The organism is Streptosporangium sp. NPDC050148, assembly GCF_055586505.1.
Map to the genome: position 1 here is coordinate 73,214 of NZ_JBVJIA010000031.1, position 16,348 is coordinate 89,561.

At 73.8% G+C, this 16,348-nt stretch carries 15 protein-coding genes; 4 read left to right on the forward strand and 11 right to left on the reverse strand.

The features are described from left to right. Positions 1 to 14 precede the first annotated feature (14 nt). The gene (locus tag ACZ6RT_RS29065) at positions 15 to 791 is read right to left on the reverse strand and encodes a lysophospholipid acyltransferase family protein (protein WP_470157197.1); all 777 of its coding nucleotides are present in this window, start codon (positions 789 to 791) and stop codon (positions 15 to 17) included. A gap of 148 nt (positions 792 to 939) precedes the next feature. On the opposite strand from ACZ6RT_RS29065, the gene ACZ6RT_RS29070 reads away from it, so the two are divergent. Beyond that, entirely contained in the window at positions 940 to 1,704 is a 765-nt protein-coding gene (locus ACZ6RT_RS29070) for an alpha/beta hydrolase (RefSeq protein WP_399193345.1), read from the forward strand. A 67-nt stretch (positions 1,705 to 1,771) separates the two neighbouring features. Beyond that, positions 1,772 to 2,290, forward strand: coding sequence for a hypothetical protein (locus ACZ6RT_RS29075; protein ID WP_399193348.1), 519 nt, complete (start codon positions 1,772 to 1,774; stop codon positions 2,288 to 2,290). Positions 2,291 to 2,329: 39 nt separating this feature from the next. Here ACZ6RT_RS29075 and ACZ6RT_RS29080 read toward each other — a convergent pair whose 3' ends face one another. The 7 genes from ACZ6RT_RS29080 to ACZ6RT_RS29110 form a co-directional block, all read right to left on the reverse strand. Continuing rightward, the gene (locus tag ACZ6RT_RS29080) at positions 2,330 to 3,457 is read right to left on the reverse strand and encodes a hypothetical protein (RefSeq protein ID WP_399193350.1); all 1,128 of its coding nucleotides are present in this window, start codon (positions 3,455 to 3,457) and stop codon (positions 2,330 to 2,332) included. Positions 3,458 to 3,794: 337 nt separating this feature from the next. Further along, positions 3,795 to 4,589 carry an endonuclease/exonuclease/phosphatase family protein gene (locus ACZ6RT_RS29085; RefSeq protein ID WP_470157198.1) on the reverse strand — a complete coding sequence of 265 codons (795 nt, stop codon included), beginning with the start codon at positions 4,587 to 4,589 and terminating at the stop codon, positions 3,795 to 3,797. A 142-nt stretch (positions 4,590 to 4,731) separates the two neighbouring features. After that, positions 4,732 to 5,673, reverse strand: a complete 942-nt coding sequence (locus ACZ6RT_RS29090) for an ROK family glucokinase (protein WP_344896434.1) — start codon at positions 5,671 to 5,673, stop codon at positions 4,732 to 4,734. A 26-nt stretch (positions 5,674 to 5,699) separates the two neighbouring features. Beyond that, positions 5,700 to 7,079, reverse strand: a complete 1,380-nt coding sequence (locus tag ACZ6RT_RS29095) for a hypothetical protein (RefSeq protein WP_470157199.1) — start codon at positions 7,077 to 7,079, stop codon at positions 5,700 to 5,702. Positions 7,080 to 7,230: 151 nt separating this feature from the next. Beyond that, positions 7,231 to 8,403, reverse strand: coding sequence for an ArsA family ATPase (locus ACZ6RT_RS29100; protein WP_399193356.1), 1,173 nt, complete (start codon positions 8,401 to 8,403; stop codon positions 7,231 to 7,233). Positions 8,404 to 8,557: 154 nt separating this feature from the next. Beyond that, positions 8,558 to 8,995: an SRPBCC family protein gene (locus ACZ6RT_RS29105; protein WP_399193358.1), complete on the reverse strand. Its 438-nt coding sequence runs from the start codon at positions 8,993 to 8,995 to the stop codon at positions 8,558 to 8,560. A 57-nt stretch (positions 8,996 to 9,052) separates the two neighbouring features. Then, positions 9,053 to 9,820, reverse strand: a complete 768-nt coding sequence (locus ACZ6RT_RS29110; RefSeq protein WP_399193360.1) for a metallophosphoesterase family protein — start codon at positions 9,818 to 9,820, stop codon at positions 9,053 to 9,055. Between the two features lie 206 nt (positions 9,821 to 10,026). Here ACZ6RT_RS29110 and ACZ6RT_RS29115 point away from each other — a divergent pair, with 206 nt between their 5' ends. Together ACZ6RT_RS29115 and ACZ6RT_RS29120 are read left to right on the forward strand one after the other, a co-directional pair. Continuing rightward, positions 10,027 to 11,820 (forward strand): AMP-dependent synthetase/ligase, encoded by a 1,794-nt coding sequence (locus tag ACZ6RT_RS29115; protein ID WP_470157200.1) that lies wholly within the window; start codon positions 10,027 to 10,029, stop codon positions 11,818 to 11,820. Positions 11,821 to 11,971: 151 nt separating this feature from the next. After that, complete coding sequence (locus ACZ6RT_RS29120) at positions 11,972 to 12,889, forward strand: helix-turn-helix domain-containing protein (protein ID WP_470157201.1); 918 nt, start codon at positions 11,972 to 11,974, stop codon at positions 12,887 to 12,889. Here ACZ6RT_RS29120 and ACZ6RT_RS29125 read toward each other — a convergent pair. The 3 genes from ACZ6RT_RS29125 to ACZ6RT_RS29135 are packed head-to-tail and all read right to left on the reverse strand — an operon-like array spanning position 12,886 to position 16,225. Next, a complete protein-coding gene (locus ACZ6RT_RS29125) occupies positions 12,886 to 14,010 on the reverse strand; it encodes a glycosyltransferase family 4 protein (protein ID WP_399193366.1) in 1,125 nt (374 codons plus the stop codon). The genes ACZ6RT_RS29120 and ACZ6RT_RS29125 overlap by 4 nt on opposite strands. Next, the gene (locus tag ACZ6RT_RS29130) at positions 14,007 to 15,284 is read right to left on the reverse strand and encodes a M48 family metallopeptidase (RefSeq protein ID WP_399193368.1); all 1,278 of its coding nucleotides are present in this window, start codon (positions 15,282 to 15,284) and stop codon (positions 14,007 to 14,009) included. Before ACZ6RT_RS29130 ends, ACZ6RT_RS29125 begins: the two co-directional genes overlap by 4 nt. Further along, positions 15,281 to 16,225 carry a hypothetical protein gene (locus tag ACZ6RT_RS29135; protein WP_470157202.1) on the reverse strand — a complete coding sequence of 315 codons (945 nt, stop codon included), beginning with the start codon at positions 16,223 to 16,225 and terminating at the stop codon, positions 15,281 to 15,283. The genes ACZ6RT_RS29130 and ACZ6RT_RS29135 overlap by 4 nt, the downstream gene beginning before the upstream one ends. Positions 16,226 to 16,348: the final 123 nt, after the last annotated feature.

A 16,348-nucleotide genomic window follows, 5' to 3' on the forward strand; every position in this document is an offset into this window, starting at 1 on the left:
CGGTCGGAACGGTCTCAGCCGCGCTTGCGGGCCTTCCTGACGGCCTCCCTGGCCGCCTCCTTGGCGGCCTCCCTGGCCTCGCGCCTCGCGGTCTCCCTGGCCTCCTTGGCCGCGCGGGCGGCCTCGGCCTTGGCGTCGGCGGCGTACTGGTCGACGTACTCCTGGCCGGAGAGCTCCATCAGCGCGTACATGATCTCGTCGGTGACGGCGCGCAGGACGAGGCGGTCCTCCTCCATCCCGTAGTAGCGGGAGAAGTCGAGCGGCTTGCCGAACTTCACCCCCGGGCGGTGGCCCAGCTTGGGCAGGACGCTGCCGGGGGGCATCATCTCGAAGGTGTTGACCATCGCCCACGGGATGACCGGCACCCGCGCCTCCAGGGCCATCCTGGCCACCCCGGTCTTGCCCTTGTAGAGGCGGCCGTCGTGAGAGCGGGTCCCCTCGGGGTAGATACCGAGCACCTGGCCCTCGGCGAGGATGCGCTTGCCCGTACGCAGCGCCGCCTCGCTGGCCTTCCCGCCGGAACGGTCGATCGGGACGGTACCGACACCGCTGAAGAAGGCCCTGCTCATCAGTCCCTTGACGCCGGAGCCGGTGAAGTAGTCGGACTTACCGAGGGAGATCACCTTGCGCTTGAGGAAGAGCGCGCCGAAGAAGTGGTCGGCGAACGAGAGGTGGTTCCCGGCGAGGATCACGGGACCCTCCCTCGGCACGTGGTCCACGCCCTCCGCCCACGGGCGGAAGATGAGATGGAGCAGGGGCCCGACGACGGCCTTCACCACCCAGTACAACACTCGACACTCCTTCGGTCGCAGGCGGGGACCTGGAGTTATCCTCCCACTTCCGATCGCAGCCACCTACCCCACCGAACCGCCCGAAACGGCCTCTCGCAAAACACGTCCCGGTCGTGCGACGATCGGGCGAACCTCACAAGGAGCCACGATGCCAGTCATGCCCGGTGCGGAGGCGTACCACCATGCGGGAGGACGGATCGGCGTCCTGCTCTGCCACGGATTCACCGGGTCCCCGCAGTCGCTGCGCCCCTGGGGCGAGTACCTGGCGGCGGCGGGCATGACGGTGGCCCTGCCGCGGCTGCCCGGACACGGCACGACCTGGCAGGAGATGAACCGCACCCGCTGGGAGGACTGGTACGCCGAGCTGGACAAGTCCCTGGCGGACCTGCGCGGACGCTGCGACGAGGTCTTCGTCATGGGGCTGTCCCTGGGAGGGTGCATGGCGCTGCGCCTGGCCGAGGTGCACGGGGACGGGATCAAGGGGGTGGTGGTCGTCAATCCCTCGGTGGTCAACGACGTGCCGCTGCTGTGGCTCTCTCCCGTGCTCAAGTTCGTCGTCAACTCGGTACCGGGCGTCGCCGGGGACATCAAGAAGGAGGGGGCGACCGAGCTCGGGTACACGCGCACCCCCGTCAAGGCCGCCGCCGGTCTGCTCCGGCTCTGGAGGCTGACCCGTTCGGAACTCGGCAAGGTCACGCAACCGGTCCTGATTTTTCATAGTCCGCAGGACCATGTTGTGAAACCGGCAAGTGTGCGTATTCTGCGGGAGAGGCTGACCGGAGGGAACCTGAATGTGGTGGAGCTCCCCGACAGCTATCACGTCGCGACCCTCGACAACGATGCGGATCGGATCTTTGCAGGGAGCCTGGAGTTCATCACGACGAACGCGTCTGTACCCTTGCAGAGAGACTGATCGTGAGCGGGGGATGGCGCGGTCTCCGGGAGAAAGTGATCGGCCGATGAACAACGGGCCCAGCTAAGTGACACCTCAAAGCGATGAGGACGAGGTCTGGCGTCAGATCGTCGCGTCCTTCAACGACACCGCCGAGCACGACTCGGCACATCAGCCGTGGCCGGACAGCGAGAACCTGCCGGCAGAGCCTCCGCGACGGGTGATCAGACAGTCGGACGAGGAAGACCTCCTGCGCGAGGACGACCCGGCCGACGGCTCTCCGGGCAGGGCGGGCGAGCCGGCCGGATCGGACGCGCCGGACGACCCCGGTGCCGACGATTCCGCCGGTGAGGACGAGGAGGGCCACTACGTGCCCCCGCCCCCTCCCCCGCTGCCCAAGACCGACGCCACCACCAAGATCGCTTGGCTGGCCCTGTTCGGCGGTCCCGCCTACCTGCTGCTCAGCGCCGCCCTCAGCTGGAACCTCAAGGGCTGGATGCTCTTCACCGCGGTCGCCGCGTTCATCGGCGGGTTCGTGGCCCTGGTGGTCCGCATGGGCGACGGGCCGCCCAACGACTCGGGCTGGGACGACGGCGCGGTCATCTGAGACCGGGCCGGTACGGCCGTCCGGGCGCGGGCCCGCGGGTCAGGACTTGGTGCGCTCCGGGTCGCCGAACCGTTCGATCACGTCGGTGTAGGTGCCGGAGCCGTCGACCACGTGACCGACGGTCCACACGGTGCGGGTGCCCGGCAGGTAGGCCACGGACTGGAGCCTGACCGTCCGGGGAGCGGCGCTCTCGGGACCGCGCAGCGCCTTGACCCGGTGCCCGTCGTAGCGGAGCAGGAACGGCTCCCGCGGACGCTCCAGGTCGACCCCGGACATCCAGAAGTGCCCCTTGCGGTCGCCCGTCACCCCGTACAGCCGGACGTCCCCCTCGGGAAGGGGCACCCGCGACCACTTCCTGCCGTTCCACGACAGGGCCAGCGGGACGGTCCCGCCCGTCTCCCGGGAGACCCCGCCCACCGCTAGGGCCCGCTTCGGCCCGTCGAGGTGGACGTCCCGCAGGTAGCCACCGGGGATGTCGGGGATCTTGGACGGCTTCCATCGTCCGCCGGACTGCCTCATGACGAGCGGCTCGCCCTCGGCGTCGCCCACCGCCCACCCGTCGCTCTTGCCCGACAGCGCCACCCCGTAGAGCGTCCCCCTGTCGGTGAGCCGGGTGAGCCTCCACTTCGAGGGGGTGCCGGTCACGATCAACGGCGTCCCGTCGCGCCGGCCGACGGCCACCACCCGCCCGGGGACGGCCGCCACCCCGCCCAGCCAGTCGCCCGCGTGCAGCCTGTCGGGGGTGACCCTGTCGAAGGTCCCCCCGTCGCCCTTCGCCACGTACGGCTGGCCGTCGTGCCCCTCGCCGACGGCCCACAGCTCGGTGGCCGAGGCCGCGGCGACGGAACGGAGCAGCCCGGCGCCGGTCGGGTCGTTGCGGATGCCGACCTCGTTCCAGGACGAGCCGTCCCAGTGGGTGATCGCCCCGCGGCTCTGCCAGATGTCCCAGACGCTCTGCTGGCCGACGGCCCACACGCTGGTGGACGAGACGCCCGCCACGTCCGAGAGGGAGCCGTCACTGCTCAGGCCCGCGCTGACCGGAGCCTGCCAGGCTTCGGCCTCGGGCGGGCTGACGGGATCGGCGTGTACCGGGAACGTGTGCGAGAACAGCAGGAGCAGGCCTCCCGCGCCGAGAACCAGCGCACGCCGCGGAAGGCGACGGGTCATGTTTCAAATGGTACGGCGCCCGTCCCCTTCCGTGTGCCGGTCTCGGCAGTTGACAGGCCCCGATCCGCGGGCACGTCCCGCCGCCTGCCGGGGAGGTCCCGCTCGCGCACCCCCGAGCTCCGGCGGAAACGCCCTGCTCCGGCGCCTCTCCCGGACTTCTCCGGGCTTCTCCGGGGCTTTCCGGGCGTGGCCGGGAGTGTCCGTCCGGGGCTTCTCCGAGCGTGGCCTGGACCTTCTCTCCGGAGCTTCCCGGGCGTGGCCGGGGCCTCCTGTCCAGGGCTTCCCGGGCGCGGCCGGAGTTCCTGTCCGGAGCCTTCCGGGCGTGGCAGGGGCCTCCTCAGGGAGTCCGGTCCGCCGGGCCTCCCTCGCCCGCCCCGGTGTCCGCCCGGCCCTTCTGCCCCGGCCCGGACGACGTGGCGTCACCGGCCTCGGGTCGCAGCGGGTCCAGCTCGGCGACCACCGGAAGGTGGTCGGTGGCGGCGGCCAGGTCGGCCGGGGCCGCGTCCACCACGCCGCAGGAGAGCACGGACAGGCCCTCCATCGCGAAGATCGCGTCGATCCGCTTGTGCGGGCCCTTGGCCGGGAACGTGAAGCCGTTCCCGCGGGGCGAGACCGGATAGCAGTCGGTCAGCCGCTCGGCCAGGTGGTCCCAGCTGGGCTGGCCGGACTGCTCGTTGATGTCCCCGGCCAGCACCGGGAGCGCGTCGAACCGGTCGGCCACCTCCTGCACGACGGCGACCGCCTCGGCCGCGTGCCGGCGACGGGCCTTCTCGTCGAGGTCCAGGTGGATGGAACCGACCGCGAGCCGCCGTCCCTCCGCTTCGACCACGGCGACGGCGACGGCGCGCCGCTCCAGCGGGAAGAAGGACTCCAGCAGGCGTCCCTCCCCGTGCAGCAGGCGCACCCGCGGTCCGGTCAGCACGGCGACCCCGCCCCGGCGGCGCCCGCAGGCCACGGTCAGCCCGCCGAAGGCCGCCAGCCGCCTGCGCTTGCGGCGCCACAGCAGGAAGCGGGGAGCCTCCTGCACACAGAGCACGTCGGCGTCGAGCGCGGAGACCACACGCTCCAGCGCCGCCAGATCGTCCTTCATGGAACGCACGTTGTAGCTGGCGATCCTCAGCACCACGGTCACCTCACCTCAGGACCCGCCGCGACCCCACGACCTCACGACGGGTACCCCCACGAGGCGCCCCTATACCCGCGAACGACGCGAACCTCGCGATTCCACCGGACATGCCCGCGTGCGTCGGCGGGCATGTCCGGCGGAGGTGGCGTCAGCGTCTGCGGGCCAGGTCCGCGGCGCCCACCAGGCCGGCCGAGGCGCCGAGCTCGGCGGGGCGGATGTCGGCCAGCGGCCGGTGCCCCCGGCCGCTCAGCTGGGTGGCGAAGGAGTCCCGGGCCTCGTCGATCCACAGGTCCGAGGCGCGCGAGACACCGCCGCCGAGGATGAAGCACCCCGGGTCGAGGACGGCCGCGAGGTCGGCCAGGCCCTGCCCGATCCACCGGCCGATCGAGGCGAACGCGGCCAGCGCGGCCGAATCCCCCTGCCTGGCGGCGTCGGTGATCTCCTGGCCCTCGATCTGGTCGGGGGTCCCGGCGATCTTCAGGAGCGTGGCGGCCCGGCCGGGATCGGCCTCGGCGATGATCCTGGCCTCGTTGACCAGGGCGCTGCCGCTGGCGTACTGCTCCCAGCAGCCGAGGTTGCCGCAGCCGCACGGACGTCCCTCGGGGACCACCTGCATGTGACCGAGCTCGGCGCCCATGCCCCAGCGGCCCCGGTAGAGCGAGCCCTCGAACACCAGGCCGCCGCCGATGCCGGTACCGACGGTCACGCACACCAGATGGGTCTCACCCCGGCCGGCACCGAACCTGGCCTCCCCCCACGCCATGGCGTTGGCGTCGTTCTCCACGACCACCGGCAGGCCGACCAGGTCGGAGACCTTCTTCTGCAGGGGCTCCTCGCGCCAGGCGAGGTTGGGGGCGAACCGGACGATGGACCGGGTCTCGTCGACGAACCCGGCGGCACCGAGACCGACGGCCTCGATCTCCCGGTCCTTGGCGAGCTCCAGGACCGCCTCACCGATCGTGTGAGCGACCTGGTCCGGGTTCTCTGCCGGGGTGGGCCGCAGCAGATGCGCGACGATCTGGCCGTCCTCGTCGACCACTCCCGCCGCGATCTTCGTACCGCCGATGTCCACGCCGATGGTCAGCGCCATTGTCCGTTCATCCTCTCCCCCTGGGCTCACCCCAGGTCGATGTGCTCCACGGGGGTTTCCTCGCGTTCGCGCTCCCGTGCCCGATCTCCGGACGCGGGCCTGCTGCCGATCCCGTCGACGGCCGACTTGAAGGCCGCGAACAGCTCGGTCCCGGCCTGCAGGAGGTGGTCGGTGACCGCCCCGCCGGACTCACGCTGCGCCGCCATCGCACGGCAGACCGGGCAGGCGCGGCAGATGTACTCCTCGTGATCGGAGACCGCCTCCTCCCACACGTCCCGCTCCCTGCCTCGGCCGCCCCCGGAGATGGCGCCGCCGATGCCGGTCATCGTGCCCTTGATCAGGTTCTTGCGCAGTTCCCTGGCCGCCTTCTGCTGCAGGGTCTCGAAGAGCTTGAACGCCTCCTCGGCCGCGGCGCCCAGCGGGTCCTTGCCGCCGTCCCCGGCGCGCTCCTCGGTGGCACGTTCGTTCCCGGCGTGCTCGCCCCCGGCCCCGCGGGCATGGACCCGGTCGGCACGATCGGCGCGGTCGGCGCGCACGCGCTCGTCCTCGTTCCGGTCGGCCCGCGTCGGCTCGGCCCGCGTCGACTCGGTACGGGCCGGCTCGTCGCGTCCGGCAGGCTCGTCCGAGCCTGGACGGTCGGAGCGCCGGCCGGGCCAGCTCCACGGGATCTGCGCGGCACGCTGCTCCTCGCGGCGGGCCCGCTCGGCGCGCTCGAACCACTCGGCGCGCGCGTCACGCCCGGCCCGCGCGGTCTCTCCGGCTTCCTCGTCCCGCGTGGCTCCCTCGGCCTGCGCGGACTCCTCGGCCTGCGCGTCCTGTTGGGCCTCCTCGGGCCGCCCGGCGCTGTCGGCCTGCCCTCCGGCGTCCTTCACGGCCCGTACGGACTGCCCGGTGCCCTCGGCGGCCTCGACGGTCCCGGGGCTCTCTGCGGCCTCGGTGCTCGTGTCCGGTCCGGTGGCCTTGGTCCGGCCCGTGCTCCTGGCCGTTCCGGAACCCTTGCCCCGCGCGGTGCTCTTCTTCGCCTGCTCGGTGCCGTCGGCCTGGCCCGCGTCCTTCCCGGCCCGCGCGGTCTTCCCGGTGCTCTCGGCCTTCCCGGCGCCCTCAGCGCTCTCGGCCGAGGCGGCGGCCTTGGCCCGCCCGCCGCTCTTGGCCGATCCGGAGCCCTTGCCCCGCCCTGTGCTCTTGGACTGCCCGGTGCTCTTGGACTGCGCTCTGCTCTTGGACTGCGCGGCCTCCTCGGCGGTGCCCTCGGTCCCCTCGGAACCGGCGTCCGGGGTCTTCCCGGCCGGTTCGGCACGCTCGCCCCGCTTGGCGCGCGGATTGGCGCGCGCAGTCTTCCCGGAGCCCTTCGTCCCCGGGGCCGTGTCGGCCCGGACGGCGGGTTCGGGCGTCTCCACCGTCTCCACCGCCTTAACCGGCGCCTCGGCTCCGGCCGTCCCGGCCTCCCGGGCGTCCGGAGTCGCGGGGGCGGCGGTCGTGCCCCGCTTCCTCGGCGCACGCGGCTTTGCGGGCTTACCAGGTGTAGGCGACGTAGGGGTCTTCTCTTCGTCATTCGTGTTATCGGTCATCAGGCCCTCCCGATTCGAACCGTACCCGGAGAAAGCCATCCCGGAGCGCGGCCTCCCGCACCGGCCTGCGGGCCAGTGCGGCGGGAAGGGCCAGGACGCGGCGGTAGGAACCGGCGTTGACGATCAGCTCGTCGCCCTTGCGCGACAGGTCGACGTCGTCCTTGTCCGCCAGCGGCAGGGCCAGGATCAGCTCGCCCTCGTCGGTGATCCGCAGCGGCGGGTCGACGGTGGGCGGGGCGAAGGGGTCGCTCTCGCCGTACATGGCCTCGGCCACGCCCGCGAGCGCGTCGAGGCCCACCGGCTCGGCCTCCAGGTACGGGACGATCCGCACGGGCAGCGGCGCGAAGGACTCCTCGACCTCGGTCAGGTGGCGGGCCTGGGCGTCCACCCATCGCCGCCGCCACGGGTCGGCGCCCTCGGAGGGGAAGACCCGGTTGGCGATCACCGCGTCCACCCGGTAGCCGTACAGGCTGAGGGAGGTGAGGGTACGGCGGGCCTCGGCCAGCACGACGGCCTCGGGGGTGAGCACCAGCCGGACGCTCGCACCGGGCCCGGTGAGCAGCTCGCGCACCTCCATCAGGCCCCGGTGAAGCCGTTCCCCGGCCCCGATCACGTGATCCTCGGGCACGCTGACCTGCGCCAGGCGGCGGACCAGCGGGGACAGGGTGCGCAGCAGCCGCCTGCCGACGGGCAGCAGCCGGTTCACGTGCCAGTCGAGGGCCTCGGGCAGGGCGAGCAGCCGCAGCGTCTCCGCGGTCGGGGCGCAGTCGATGACGATGACGTCCCACAGCCCGGTCCGCGCCTGCTCGCGCAGCTCCAGCAGCGCGATGACCTCCTCGGCGCCGGGCAGCACCGTGATCTCCTCGGCGGTCACCTCGTCGAGGCCGAGCTCCGCGAACAGGCCCCTGGCGTAGTCGCGCAGCTCGCCCCACTGGCGCTCCAGCGCCCGCTGGGTGTCGACCTGGTGCAGGGACAGGCCGGGCGCGATCTCGGTGGGCTCCCCGCCGACCCGCACGCCGAGGGCGTCGGCCAGCGAGTGGGCGGTGTCGGTTGAGACCACCAGCGTCTTGAGGCCGGACCGGGCCGCGAGGGTGGCCGTGGCCGCGGCGGCGGTCGTCTTGCCGACCCCGCCCTTGCCGGTGAAGAGCAGGATCCGGCTCACGGCGCCTCCCGCACCCGCGGCACCGGAGGGACCTGCCGGCCCGTCGCCGGTGACGCCGGAACCCGTCCCGGGCCCGTGACCGGCGGGACCGAACCGGTGACCGGCGGGACCGGGCCCGTCCCGGAGCCCGCCGCCGGTGCCGCGCCTGGCCCGGTCATGGGGTCTCGACGCGCTTCTTCAGCCCCTTCAGGGCGGTGTCGATGATGACCTTCTCGGCCTTCCGCTTGATCATGCCGATCATCGGGACCTTGAGGTCGACGGCGAGCTCGTAGGTCACCTCGGTGCCGCCGCCCACCTCGGCGAGGCGGTAGCTCCCGGTGAGCCCGGAGACCATCTTCCCGGCCTCGGCGATGATCCAGTCGACGGACTCGTCCCCGTGCCAGGTGTAGCGGAGGGTGTACTCGTCGTTTATCACGCCCGCGTCGAGGACGAAGCGGACCGTGGCCGGCCGTCCGTCCTCCCCCTCGGACAGGACCCTGGCGGCCTTCACCTGGCCCGCCCATTCGGGGTAGGAGGGGAAGTCGGCGATGACCGCCATGACGGTCGACCGGTCCGCGCCGATCGTGATGCTGGAGGTGGTGCGATCAGCCATGGGCCAACCGTACTGCCTCACGATCGTCCGCGTACGTCCCCGCGACGCCGGGCGCGCCTACCACTCCAGGACGAACGGCGTCCCGCGGCCGCGGAAGTGCCCGACGTTGAGGCACTCGGTCCTGCCGACGCGGACGCGGGAGGCGAGCGGCTGGTGCACGTGGCCGAAGAGGGCGTAGCGCGGCTGGGTCCGCCTGATCGCCTCCAGGGTGGCCTCGCTGCCCCGCTCGAAGCGCCGCGCCACCACGTCGTAGAGCAACTGGGGAACGGCCGGCGGGATGTGGCAGCAGAGCACGTCCACCTCGCCGACGGCCTCGACCTTGCGCGCGTACTCCTCGTCGTCGATCTCGTAGGGGGTGCGGTACCGCGTGCGCAGGCCGCCGCCGACGAAGCCGAAGCGCAGGCCGCCGATCTCCACGGTCTCGCCGTCGAGGACCCGGTGGCCCTCGCGGACGTACTCGGGCCACAGCAGCGGCAGGTCCACGTTGCCGTAGGTCATGTAGGCGGGCACCGGCATCGCGGCGAAGATCTCGTCGTACTGGCGGCGGACGGAGCGCTCGATGTGCTCGCGCGGGTCGCCCTCCAGCGACGCCCACAGCTCCGAGGACATCGCCCGTGCCTCGTCGAACCGTTTGGCCGTCCGCAGCCCGATGAACTCCGCGGCCCGCTCGGCCCCGAACAGCTCGGCGAAGATGCCCTTGGAGTGGTCCTGGTAATCGACGAACAGGATCAGGTCGCCCAGGCAGATCAGCGCGTCGGCGCCGTCCCCGGCGCGGGCCAGCGCGTCGGCTCTTCCGTGCACGTCGCTGACGACATGAACCCGCATGCCCGCCATCCTAACTACCGCCAAATACCGACACGCCTGGCGAACACCACCGTTCCGAGGCCGCGGTGCGGCCCCCGTCCGGGGGTCCGGGGGCTTGGTACGGTGAAATTCCTGTGATAACGCCTGGATGACGAATTTACCGGTGCGTAACTTATCGCGATAACTTCCAGGCAGCCCATCGATCCGTGCGTCCCCGGGAGTGATCCGTGCGCGAGTACAGCGTCCCCGTGCTGGTGGATGTCCCCTCCTCCGCCAACCTGACCGACACGGTGTTCCGTCGCGCCGAACAGGAGCCGGGCGCGGTCGTGCTGCGCCGCAAGCTCGGTGACGACTGGTCCGCCGTCACCGCCGGAGAGTTCCGCGACCAGGTCGCCGGGGTGGCCAAGGGCCTGATCGCGGCCGGTGTCGAGCCCGGCGACCGCGTCGCCCTGATGTCGCGCACCCGCTACGAGTGGACCGTCGTCGACTACGCGATCTGGTCCGCGGGCGCGGTCAGCGTGCCGATCTACGAGTCCTCCTCGGCCGACCAGGTCTCCTGGATCATCTCCGACAGCGGCGCGAAGGCCGTCTTCGTGGAGCTGGACGCGCACGAGGCGACCGTCCGCGAGGGCGCGTCCGAGCTGCCGGGCCTCAAGGACGTCTGGCTCATCGAGGGCGGCGCGCTGGAGGAGCTCACCGCGCGCGGCGCCGAGGTCTCCGACGACACGCTCGCCGAGCGCAGGACCGCGCGCCAGGGCGCCGACCTGGCCACCGTCGTCTACACCTCGGGCACCACCGGCAGGCCGAAGGGCTGCCGGCTGACCCACGACAACCTGCTGTTCACCGCCAGGAACGTCGCAGGCGGCCCGCTGGAACGGCTCTTCACCGTGGACGGCAGGTCGGCGCTGCTCTTCCTGCCCCTGGCGCACGTCTTCGCCCGCATCATCGAGGTCGTGCTGGTCGAGACGGGCACGCTGCTGGCGCACACCCCCACGATGAAGAACGTCGGCCCCGACCTGCAGGGCTTCCGGCCCACCTTCCTGCTGGGCGTGCCCCGCGTGTTCGAGAAGGTCTACAACACGGCCGAGCAGAAGGCCGCCGCCGAGGGCAAGGCGAAGATCTTCCGCGCCGCGGCCGACACGGCCGTCGCCTGGAGCAGGGCGGAGTCCACCGGCGGCGCGGGGCTGGCCCTGCGGCTGAGGCACCGGGTGTTCGACAGGCTCGTCTACCGCAAGCTCCGCGCCGCCACCGGGGGCAGCCTCTGGGCCGCGGTGTCCGGCGGCTCGGCCCTGGGAGAGCGGCTGGGCCACTTCTTCCGCGGTGTGGGCATCGAGGTCCTGGAGGGCTGGGGCCTGACCGAGACCTCCGCGCCGTCCTCGGTCAACATCCCGGGGGCCAACAAGATCGGTACGGTCGGCAAGCCCTTCCCCGGGGTCACCATCGGCATCGGCGAGGACGGCGAGGTGCTGGTCAAGGGCCGGCACGTCTTCGACGGTTACTGGAACAACGACGAGGCCACCGCCGAGGTGATCGACGAGGCCGGCTGGTTCCACACCGGTGACATCGGCGAGCTCGACCCGGACGGCTACCTCAGCATCACCGGCCGCAAGAAGGAGCTCATCGTCACCGCCGCGGGCAAGAACGTGGCGCCGGGCCCGCTGGAGGACCGCATCCGAGCCCACCCGCTGGTCAGCCAGGCGATGGTGGTGGGCGACGACCGGCCGTTCGTCGCGGCGCTCGTCACGCTCGACGTCGAGGCCCTGGAGCAGTGGAAGACCGCCAACGGCAGGACCGGCGCGGACCTCGCCGCCCTCAGCTCCGACCCGGAGATCGTCGCCGAGGTGCAGAAGGCCGTGGACGACGCCAACAGGACGGTCTCCAGGGCCGAGCAGATCAAGAAGTTCACCGTGCTCGACGTCGACATCAGCGAGGAGAGCGGGCACCTCACCCCGACCCTGAAGGTCAAGCGCGGCGTGGTCATGCGCGACTTCGCCGAGCGGGTGAACGCCCTCTACCGCTAGCACGTGCCGTCCGCCCGTCCGTCCGAGGGGCGGGGAACGCCGGGGCGGGGGCACGCGGAACGCGGGGAAGGCGAAAGCGGACGCGGGGAACGGCCGGGGGCGGTGGCCCGCGGGCACGGTCCCCGCGGGCCACCGCTGTTACGTTCGCACCGTGAGCGACAACGAACTGGGACTGTTCCTGCGCGTCCGCCGCGAAGCGGTGTCCCCCTCCGAGATCGGGCTGCCGGCCGGTCCCCGGCGCCGCACGCCGGGCCTGCGCCGGGCCGAGCTGGCCACGCTGTCCGGGGTCAGCGTCGAGTACCTGACCCGCCTGGAGCAGGGACGCGACCGGCGGCCGTCCGTGCAGGTGCTCTCCGCCCTCGCCGACGCGCTGCGGCTGACCACGCTCGAACGCGTCCACCTGCACCGTCTCGGCAAGACGGCCGAGGGCGGCTTCGGCTGCGTGGACGCGCCGGTGCCGCCCCGCGTGACACGTCCCGCCGTGCGGGCGCTGCTCGACCGCCTGGAACCGGCCCCCGCGGTGCTGCTCAACCGGCTGAGCGAGGTCCTGGCCTGCACGGCCGGGTACCGGCGGCTGGCCGGACCGGCCGGGCTGCTGGACGGCGATCCGCCGAACCTCGCCCGCTTCGTGTTCACCGACGAGCGGGCGCGGGCCGTCTACCCCGACTGGGACGAGGTCGCCGACGAGCAGGTCGCCGCCCTCAAGCAGGGGGCGTTCCGGACGGACCCGCACCTGGTGCTGCTCGCCGACGAGCTGGCCGTCACCGCCGGGACCGCCTTCACCGGGCGCGTGGAGACCCTGCCCGGCCTGCCCCGGGCGAGCGGCGTGCTGCGGATGCTCCACCCCGAGGCGGGCGAGCTGCGCCTGGCGTACGAGACCCTGGAGCTGCCCGCCGACGACGACCAGCGCCTCGTCGTCCACCTGCCCGCCGACGACGCCACCTCCGCGGCGCTCGACCGTCTCACCGGCCACCCCGTCGGTGACCCCGGGGACGCCCGTCCCGGCGGCCCGGCCGCGTCCCGCGCCGGTCGCCCCGCCGGTCTTTCGGAGGGCGCGGAGCGGGGTTAGGGGGTCTGCGCGGGCTCCAGCAGGCGGGCGAAGCGGGCCGCGGCACGTTCCCAGCTCCACTCGCGCGCGACCCACTCGCGCCCCCGTTCCCCCATGGCCCGCGCGCCGGCCGGGTCCTTGAGCAGGCCGGTCAGGGCCGCGGCGACCTCGTCCGGACGGGTCCCGTCGACCACCAGCCCGGTCTCCCCGTTCAGCACGGCGTCGGGGGCGCCGCCCGAGGAGCCCGCCACCACCGGCAGCCCGGTGGCGGACGCCTCCAGGTAGACGATGCCGAGCCCTTCGACGTCCACGCCGCCCAGGCGGGTGCGGCACGGCATGGCGAACACGTCTCCCGCGGCGAGGTGGCCGGGCAGCGCGGACTCCGGCACCGGGCCGACGATCCGGACCGCGCCGCCCAGCGGCCGGGCGAGCCGTTCCAGCGTCCTGCGGTACGGGCCGCCACCGATGATCAGGAGCACCGCGTCGGGGACGTCCCGCAGTACCGTGGGCCAGGCCCGCAGGAGCGTGTCCTGGCCCTTGCGCGGCACCAGCCTGGACAGGCAGACCACCGTCGGCCGGTCCCCCAGGCCCAGTTCGGCGCGGATCCGCTCCCCCCCGGCGCCGGGGTGGAACGTCCCGGTGTCGACGCCGGGCGCCAGCCGCACCAGCCTGCCCTCGGGGACCAGCCCGGCCAGCCGGCGCCGGGTGTACTCCCCCAGGTAGGTGACCGCGTCGGCCTCCGCGCCGATCCTGGCGAGGATCCCGCGGGCCAGCGGGATCCCGGCCCATCCCGCCTCGTGGCCGTGGGTGAGCATGACCACGCGGCGTGCCCCGGCCTCGCGCATCCTCGGCGCGAGCAGGCCCAGCGGCGCCGCCGCCCCGAAGACCACGGTGTCGCAGCCGAACCGGGCGACCAGGGCGGCGGCCCGGCGGGCCACCGCGGGCGAGGGCAGCATCAGCGACCCCGGGTGCCGCACCACCGGGTACGGCCGGCGCCGGTCGAAGGCGTCACCGCCGGGCCAGGCCGGGGCGTACACGACGACCGAGCCGGGCGGGCGGCGGGCCACGAGGCCGTGCACGAAGGACTGGATCCCTCCCGCGCGGGGCGGGAAGTCGTTCGTGACGACCAGGGTCCGGCTCACGGCTCGGGGAGACCGTTCAGCCGGGCCCAGGAGCGGGCCGCGGCGATGCGCTGCGGCGCCGCGGGGTGCGAGGCGTAGAGCAGGTGTTCGAGGGGGTCGGGCGACAGGTCCGAGACGTTGGTGGCGGCCAGGCGCCGCTGCATGGCGACGAACGTCGCCGGGTCGCGGGTCAGGTCCAGCGCGTGCACGTCGGCGCGGGCCTCGACCTGCCTGCTCACCACGTTCTGGGCCGGTCCCGACAGGACCGTGGCCAGGCTCACCAGCCCCATGATCAGGCCCGTGGCCCGCGGGTCGCCGAGGGCGGGCACCCCGGCCCGCCGCCGCAGGCCCGGCGCCGAGGCGACCGCGTACAGCAGGCACGCCCCGCAGGCCGCGCCCAGGCCGCCGACGAGCGTTCCCCAGAGCACGTCGCCCGCCTCGGCGTGGCCCAGCTCGTGCGCGACCACCAGCTCGACCTCGTCGGCGGGGGCCCGCAGCAGCGTGTCGTAGACGACGATCCTGCGGGTGGCGCCGAAGCCGGAGACGTAGGCGTTGAGCGCGGTGGTGCGCCGCGAGGCGTCGGCGACGAGCACGTCCTCCACGGGCACGCCGTCCCTGGCGGCCATGGCGAGCAGGTCGTCGCGCAGCTTCCCGGCCTCCATCGGCCTGAAGTCGTTGAAGATCGGCTCGATGAGCACCGGGTAGGCGAAGGACGCGCCCAGCGTCAGCGCGAACACCCCGGCCGAGGCCGGGATCCACCAGCGCCGGTAGCGCCGCGCCAGCGCGACCACCGCCAGGACCATGATCGCGGTCAGTGCCGTGCCGACGCCCGCGCTCTTGACCCGGTCGGCCGACCACGCGGGCCACTGCTGGGTGGACAGCCCGTACTCGCGCAGGTAGGTCTCCGACCACATCCCCAGCGGCCAGCGCAGGGCCGCCACCGCGGCCGAGATCACCAGCACGCCGAGCAGCACGCGCAGCCACCAGGGGCCCCGCAGCCGGTCGGCCAGCCGGGCGCCCAGCGGCGTGGCCACCAGCACCCCGGCCACGACCAGCGTCAGGCCCAGCGACAGGTACGCGGGAACGCTGACCAGCGCGTCGAACGCCTGGGAGCGGGCGATCTGCTCGGCGGTGAAGTCCCGCTCCGGGGAGGGGGCGACCTCGGGCGCCGCCGCCGGCAGGGCCCGCCAGGGCGTGGTGAACGCCACGACCGCCAGGGTGAGCGCGCCCAGGGCGGCCAGCGCCCACCCCGCCGACCGCGTGCCCGAGGGCGCGTCCGTCGTGCTCAGCGTCATCGCAGTTCCCTCCGGAGGTACTCGCGCCAGGCCCGGGTGAACTCGGCCGCCGACAGGCCGAGCGTGCTCCCGACATCGCTACCGTAGAGCCTCACCAACGCCTTCTCCCCGAAGCGCTCCGCGACGAGGCGGCAGGCGAGCCACGCCTCCTCGTAGGCCTGCGCGAGCCTCGGGGCGCCCGGGGCGAAATCGGCCGGTCCGGGGAGGCGGGCGGGCAGGGTCCCGGCGCGCACCTCCGCGGCCAGCTCGGCGGCGACCGTCCGCACGGCGATCCCGGCGTCGCGGTACCCGGCGTAGTCCGCGAAACCCTCCGAGAGCCACATCGGCACCCGGCCGCCGCGGGTGGCGCCGGTGGCCACGTGGGTGAGCTCGTGCGTGATCACCACGTCCCTGCCGGTCGCGGTGAGCCGGGCGTAGCCGGACGGCAGGACGATCACCCGATCCGCGGTGGCCAGGGCGGCCAGGCCGCGGGTGCTTCCCGCCCCGGCGAGGGCGGCGGCCTCGGCGTCGGTGGCGGGGTGGAGGACCAGGGCCCGGACCGGTCCCCAGATCTCCGCGACGGTGCGCCGGGCCCGGTCGGCCGTGGCCGCCAGGTCCCGCAGGGCGGCGTGCGGCACGCGGTGGCCGACCACCACGGAGTGCCGGCCCCGCACGACGGTCGCGCCGTCCGGCCAGAGGCCGGCGGGGACGTCGGGAACATCGGGAACATCGGGGACGTCGGGGACGCCGGAGACCCCGGGAGGGCCGGGGACGGCGGGAGTGCGGCGGCCTGCGAGGGTGCCGAGGGAGTCCGGGACGCCGGGGAGGCCGTGCCGGCCGGCCGGGAGGGGTCCGGCCCCGGTGAGCGGGCCGGCGCTCAGCAGCGCCAGCATCCCGGCGAGCACGGCGCGGCGGCCTCGCGGGACGGATCCGCCCGGGTGGGACCCGTTCGGGACGGACATGTGAGCCGATGGTAGCCGACCGGACGGCAGCGGGGGGGGGGGGGGGGGGGGGGGGGGGGGGGGGGGGGGGGGGGGGGGGGGGGGGGGGGGGGGGGGGGGGGGGGGGGGGGGGGGGGGGGGGGG

Coding starts and splice junctions, on each gene's coding strand:
- ACZ6RT_RS29070 (WP_399193345.1), top strand. CDS start 940: ATGCCAGTCATGCCCGGTGCGGAGGCGTACCACCATGCGGGAGGACGG.
- ACZ6RT_RS29080 (WP_399193350.1), bottom strand. CDS start 3,457: ATGACCCGTCGCCTTCCGCGGCGTGCGCTGGTTCTCGGCGCGGGAGGC.
- ACZ6RT_RS29090 (WP_344896434.1), bottom strand. CDS start 5,673: ATGGCGCTGACCATCGGCGTGGACATCGGCGGTACGAAGATCGCGGCG.
- ACZ6RT_RS29105 (WP_399193358.1), bottom strand. CDS start 8,995: ATGGCTGATCGCACCACCTCCAGCATCACGATCGGCGCGGACCGGTCG.
- ACZ6RT_RS29110 (WP_399193360.1), bottom strand. CDS start 9,820: ATGCGGGTTCATGTCGTCAGCGACGTGCACGGAAGAGCCGACGCGCTG.
- ACZ6RT_RS29130 (WP_399193368.1), bottom strand. CDS start 15,284: ATGACGCTGAGCACGACGGACGCGCCCTCGGGCACGCGGTCGGCGGGG.
- ACZ6RT_RS29135 (WP_470157202.1), bottom strand. CDS start 16,225: ATGTCCGTCCCGAACGGGTCCCACCCGGGCGGATCCGTCCCGCGAGGC.